Consider the following 6,406-nt stretch of genomic DNA (forward strand, 5'->3'; position numbering starts at 1 on the left):
CTACCAAGTGGCCTCACCTAAAATCCACACTTCCGGCTCGATAGTCACCGTAAATTTTTCTAAAACCACTTTCGATACATGCCTGGCTAAATTTAGAATATCTTTACCGCTAGCATCACCATAATTTACCAACACTAGAGCTTGTTGCTTATGCACGCCAGCATCACCCAAGCGGTAGCCTTTTAAACCCGCTTGCTCGATTAACCAGCCTGCAGCAACTTTGTAGCGATTGTCATCTACTTTAAATGCAACCAACTCTGGAAAAGTTTCTTTCAACAAAGCGTATTTTTCTGTTGTCACAATTGGATTTTTGAAAAAAGAACCTGCATTGCCAAGCTCATTAGGATCCGGCAGCTTACTCGAGCGAATTTTTATAACAGCATCACTGACATCTTTTGGACTTAAGGTTTCTTTATTAGCTTCAGTTAAAACTTTACGAATAGGCCCGTAGTCTAATTTTAAGTCAGCTAGTTTCGATAATTTTAGCGTTACTGAAGTAATTATATATTGGCCTTTTAAACTACCTTTAAAGATACTATAGCGATAGGCGAAGTCGCACTCTTGATGACTAAAGGTTATTCTATCGCCGGTTGCTATTTCCACTGCATCCAATTCCACAAAGATATCTTTCAGCTCAACGCCATAGGCGCCAATATTTTGGATAGGTGCCGCCCCAACATTGCCTGGAATTAATGATAAATTCTCTAATCCGAAATAACCTTTATCTAACGTTTCTAAAACCAATTGATGCCAATTAACTCCTGCTCCAGCTTTGACCAAAACGTCATTACCATTGTCTTGATAAGAAATGCCCTGAATATCAGCATGAATAAATTCTAAAGGAATATGCCCAATCAATAAAAGGTTCGAGCCACCGCCAATAACAAACACTTTATTGGGATTTTTTTTATTCTCAGCTAACCAGTTGGATAACTCAGCTTCGGATTTAAAAGTGGTAAAGCTATCGCAACTGGCCTCTATGCCAAAACTATTGAATTTTTTTAATGCTGTTTTCGACACAGTTAACCGTTTAATCAATAACTTAATAAAAGATAAGTTATTGTAACAAAAGGCTTTTGAATTAGTATATCTTTAAATTAACAATTGAATTATCCCTTGAAATCAGTTATTTCTGTTATTCACCATATACGGAGCACCTAATGAATAAAAAATATTTGCTGCCTTTAGCGACACTAGCAATAAGCGTTAGCGCTAATTCTGTCGCCAATGAACAGTGGCTAAACTGCGGACAATTATTGGATGTTAAATCCGGCAAAATCGAGTCAAATCAGTGGATTCAAATCCAAGATAAAAAAATCACCCAAATTCAGTCCTCTGCGCCACAACAAGCTGTTAACGTGATTTCTTTAAACGATAAAACTTGCCTGCCTGGCTTGATGGATATGCATGTACACCTGGATGGTGAAATGAGTCCGAAAGCTTACGTTGAAAACTTTACTTTGAATGAAGCTGATCTAGCTTTCCGTTCTCAAGAATATGCAATGAGAACGTTAAAGGCCGGCTTTACTACTGTGCGGAATCCTGGTGATTCCTATAACGTCACTATTGCCTTGCGCAATGCCATCAACCAAGGCTGGGTTCAAGGCCCTAGAATTTTTTCTGCCGGGAAATCCCTAGCAACTACAGGTGGTCATGCCGATCCTACTAATGGCACTAATGCGACATTGATGGGTAACCCTGGCCCTAAAGAAGGCGTGGTTAATAGCGTTGAAGATGCCAAGAAAGCAGTTAGGCAGCGCTATAAAGAAGGCGCTGATTTTATTAAAATCACTGCAACCGGTGGCGTCTTAAGTCTTGCGAAAAGCGGACAAAATCCGCAATTCACTGATGATGAGGTCAAAGCAGTGATTGATACCGCTAACGATTATGGTATGCACGTAGCTGCGCACGCTCATGGCAAGGAAGGTATGTTACGAGCCGTCAATGCCGGGATCACCACGATAGAACATGGCACCTACATGGATAAAGATGTCATCAAAGCCATGAAAAAAAATAAAACCTATTATGTACCTACAATTCTTGCTGGAAAGTTTGTAGCCGAAAAAGCTGAAATCGATGGCTTCTTTCCTGATATTGTTCGTCCTAAAGCACGTGCCGTAGGTCCTCAAATTCAACAAACCTTTGCCAAAGCTTACAAAGCAGGAGTAGCTATCGCCTTTGGGACCGACAGCGGCGTTTCTGCACATGGCGATAACGCTAAAGAATTTGAATACATGGTAGAAGTAGGAATGCCTGAAATTGAAGCCATTAGAAGTGCAACTATAACCACTGCAAAGCTTTTAGATATCGAACAACAAGTTGGCTCTATAGAAATTGGTAAGCTTGCGGATATTATTGCTGTGGATAGTAACCCGCTAGAAGATATTAAAACTCTTCAGAATGTATCTTTTGTTATGAAAGATGGTGAAGTTATCAAGAAGTAAAGTATTCGCATTGCGCAATTTAGATAAAGGGCTCATTTGGAGCCCTTTACCTATTTTAGAGAATGTATTTTGGTAATTTATTATTAACGACTCTTTCTTTTTAAACGGACTAAACCTAACACCAATAAAATTAGCCAAGGTACAGAGCCGCCACCTCCGCCAGAAGAGTTACCTCCGGTAGATAAGGTTAGGCTAGAGTTTGCGACTTTGATTTGATAGGAACTATCAGTACCGCCGATATCTCCAAGGGTACCGTTGGTATTTTCTAAACCACTCCAAGAGCCATTCGCCCAATCAACAACCGTAGCGGGATTTGCATCAATATCTAAACCAGCAAAATCTTGAACGGAAATATTTAAATTGAAGTTGGTTGTGCCCGATGTTGAGCTAACATTAACATTGGCAGGCATAGTAAAGCTTACTAACAGCGCATCATCCCTGTAATTAGCAAAACCAGTTAACTCACCGCCTGATTGATCTTGCCAATTCGAAGCACCAGTTGAAATGTTGCGATTGAAGCTGCCATTTGCATTTCCTGTGAAACTCAAACTAGGGCTCAAAGTCACTGACTGACCTGGGTATTGCATCAAAGCTCCATTGTTACGCCAGCGCATTGGTTTTGAAAATTGAACCCATAATTGATACTGCTCACCGCCATTTAGATTTTGATCAGTTAAAATATTCAAACTTCGAGTATTACCATTAGTCTGCCAGTCGGCGGCATAAACCACTTGACCATTTGCATCCGCTATTCGAATGGATTTTACATAAGCAGGCCCTGCTTGATGATAAAACATCAATAACTGTGCTGGTGCAAGCTGATCTCGAATCCTTGCGATCGCCGAATCTGGTGACACAAAACCAGAATGGCTAGCGCCAGTTCCACCGTAAAACGCACCGCCATTTGGCTCACCCTGGAATCCTTGCGGCGGTTCTATTTCTAAAGTCCAAGTCGGTATTAAATGTTCATAGGCAAAATAATCTGCGGTGGTTGCAATACCAACACCAACATCATCAATTACAGGAAAGTAATTAGCTCCCTGGCTAATAGTGGCATTTTGAAAACGTGTGGCTATATTTTGTGTAATGGTATTTAATCGCGCGTTATTTGGTTGTGGCACAAATAAGACTCTCGAAAAAGAATGCGTATCTTGATAAAACCTTAATTCAGATTCAGGGCCTAGCTTTGCCGCTTCGAGTAAAGCTTGAGTTTCTGGCTCTGAAAAAGGATTGGTTCCGCCATAAATTAAACTTAAAGGATCGTTATTACCCTCTTGCACACCAAAGAAATGAAATGAATTTCGATTGAGATCGACACCATTAAAACGGTCAGTCTCTGTCGATAAGACTTCATCAACATTCGGCATATTCTTTCTACGCATACGGCCATCACGTGGCTGTGCAAACTTTTCACTCTGACTTGAGGACGCTGTCGTACCCGGTGAATTAGTCACATTGATAGGGTAACGCTGGGTTTGAAGAAAACCATCCACATTCAGAACAGGCAAAATAACTATATTCGTGTTTTCTAACAAGTACTGAACCATTGATTCATCAGTTTTTCGTTCTAGAATTTGCTCTATCAATTCTGTAACAACTTCCGGACTTTGCCATTCACGTGCGTGAATAGTGCCATTGATTAAAAAGGCTGGTTCAATTAGTCCATCAGAGTCTACATTGTTTGCATCTCCAAATTGGTAGGCAATAATTTCTCGATTATTATGAGTAGTGCCCACTTGAATTGAAGTCATTTCAGGATTCAGCATTGCAAGTGATTCATGATGCGCCTTTAAAAACTCATAGCTTCTAAAACCATTAACGGCTGTCATAGAATCTATGGGAATAGGCAAGGGATAACCAAAAGCAATTTGCGTATTAGAGTTGGTATTTTCGGTATAGGTTAATACCTCAGAACTTACGCTAAAAGGTAATAAGGCTGCTAAGCAAGCTATGGCAGATTTCTTAATTATTTTAACCATCTTTGAGCCTCCTGTTGCATATCATCAAAGCGAATATATTTGCCTTCAACTAACTTTTTTAAATGCTCATCTGCCACTTCATTTTTAGCAAACCTTAAGGCAAGTAACGCATTAGCCACTTCCACTCTTTTAGATTTTTGATTAGTCACTATTGCGGATAGCTCCTCATACCTTAGAGGATCGTTGCTTTGTGCTATAGCCATAGCCACACTGGCGCCTAAATGCTTGTCTTTCAACTTAGAGGCTAACCAACTCTTTGAGCGATAACCGTTGGGCAATTTTGCATACTGATTTAATGCTTGTGATGCTAAGTACTGATTGCTTTCTATTACTGATTTTAACAATTCTGCCTGCTTTGATTTTTCAAGCTGAGATATATTTTCCTTAATTATTTGATGAGCTATGGGGGTTTGTAATTTGTTTAAAAGTAAACCTAAATAATCGATATTTTTTGACTGAAGAATGACTTCTATTAGTAAAGGATCTTGAAAACTACGCGAATTCATTAACTGCTCTGCTAAAAACAAAGTTTCTTTAGTAGTTAATTTTTTTACTAACTCTAACTTTGCTGCTTGCTCACTGACTGACAAGACATCTTCTGATTCTAGGAAACGTTTTTTAAAGCCACTCCAATCTGAGCGATATAAATTTTCTAAAGTTTGTGATTTAAGCCAAACATGGTGCTGCTTTAGTTTAAATTTTGCAGCACTGGCAATGTCAAAAATAGCAATTGGCAAGGGCCCTTCAGTGTGCTTCTTAAAAGCTTTGGATTGATATTGTATGGCACTATCTAGTAGAGCAAAATCTTGCTTGGTGAGTTTTTTAATATCGAGTTGATTAATATTTTTAAAGGTTAAAAACTCTTGTTGCAAAATGGTTAATTGGGATTTTTGATTAGCATCAGCTATTGCTGTTTGCTGTTGGATCTCTTTATCAGTATAAAGTTGAGATGCTGAAATATCCTTCATTAAAAGGGGAGCATCTGCAATGGCATGATCAATTGATACCATCGTCACCAAAAGAACAATGAATCTATAAGTACTCATAAATACCACCTTGTTTGGTCCTTGAAATTCAAGAAATATTGTTTAAATATAAACCATATTAAATATATTGATGGATTTTATTAATGATTAGTTACAAAAAAGCCGGACTAATACCGGCTTAATCAATTTTTCAATAAGTTACGTCTAGGCTTGTGGCCATAACCAAGCAAAAGTACCGGCGGTCACACTTGCATAAATAGCTGCATCAATCAAAAATCTCATACAATTTGACCAAGGGTGTCCATACCAAACACTATATGGAATATTACCTACACCATAGGCAATAAAAGCTACTGCCATTACTAACCGAAATACTTGCATGTAGTCTGCCCCAACTGGAAAAGCTAAAGATGCAACATACCCAATAAGCATGGAAGAAAAGATAAAAAAGAGTAATTGCTGCATTAATAATTTTCCCATTGGCGGCAAACCATTAGGAAAAACACTGATCATAGCAATTGGACCTTTCTTAAATCGCTCTTGCATTTCAGGCTTTGCCATTTCATTCATATCATTACAATGTGGTAAGTGATATAGACCAGGCGCAGGACTTCCCTGTCGTATCACATCAGACACTGCATCTTCGTTGGCTAATTTTTTATAGTCAGCATTGTGGTATTTGATGAACATGTGAATTAAAGCGCTGACAATCCAACAAAAAAAACCTGCTAATAAAATTGCTAACCATAAATCTAAAATTGAAACAGACATAATGTATTCCCCAAATTGTTACGTATTTCAAAATTAGCATAAACTATTTTTCTATTTATTTCATTTAGGCATAAAAAAACCCCGTCCTTACGAACGGGGTTTTAAATAAGCGCTTGGCGATGACCTACTCTCACATGGGGAAGCCCCACACTACCATCGGCGATGAGTCGTTTCACTTCTGAGTTCGGCAAGGGATCAGGTGGTTCCAACTCTCTATGGTCGCCAA

At 38.9% G+C, this 6,406-nt stretch carries 5 protein-coding genes and 1 rRNA gene; 1 reads left to right on the top strand and 5 read right to left on the bottom strand.

Going from position 1 to position 6,406, the window contains the following annotated elements; translation table 11 throughout:
- Positions 1–1,020 carry a UDP-N-acetylmuramate dehydrogenase gene (murB, locus tag GJS41_RS11300; protein ID WP_370515708.1) on the bottom strand — a complete coding sequence of 340 codons (1,020 nt, stop codon included), beginning with the start codon at positions 1,018–1,020 and terminating at the stop codon, positions 1–3.
- A gap of 140 nt (positions 1,021–1,160) precedes the next feature.
- On the opposite strand from murB, the gene GJS41_RS11305 reads away from it, so the two are divergent.
- Entirely contained in the window at positions 1,161–2,444 is a 1,284-nt protein-coding gene (locus tag GJS41_RS11305; protein WP_154247452.1) for an amidohydrolase family protein, read from the top strand.
- A gap of 83 nt (positions 2,445–2,527) precedes the next feature.
- Here GJS41_RS11305 and GJS41_RS11310 read toward each other — a convergent pair whose 3' ends face one another.
- From GJS41_RS11310 to rrf, 4 genes are all read right to left on the bottom strand, one after another.
- On the bottom strand, positions 2,528–4,423 hold the full coding sequence (locus GJS41_RS11310) for a M14 family zinc carboxypeptidase (RefSeq protein ID WP_154247453.1): 1,896 nt from the start codon (positions 4,421–4,423) through the stop codon (positions 2,528–2,530).
- A complete protein-coding gene (locus GJS41_RS11315) occupies positions 4,411–5,469 on the bottom strand; it encodes a hypothetical protein (protein ID WP_154247454.1) in 1,059 nt (352 codons plus the stop codon). Before GJS41_RS11315 ends, GJS41_RS11310 begins: the two co-directional genes overlap by 13 nt.
- Before the next feature lie 144 nt (positions 5,470–5,613).
- Positions 5,614–6,180 (bottom strand): hypothetical protein, encoded by a 567-nt coding sequence (locus GJS41_RS11320; RefSeq protein ID WP_154247455.1) that lies wholly within the window; start codon positions 6,178–6,180, stop codon positions 5,614–5,616.
- A gap of 111 nt (positions 6,181–6,291) precedes the next feature.
- Positions 6,292–6,406: ribosomal RNA gene (gene rrf, locus GJS41_RS11325) — 5S ribosomal RNA — on the bottom strand.

Source organism: Kangiella sp. HZ709 (assembly GCF_009674675.1).
In the GTDB taxonomy this organism is placed as follows: domain Bacteria; phylum Pseudomonadota; class Gammaproteobacteria; order Enterobacterales; family Kangiellaceae; genus Kangiella.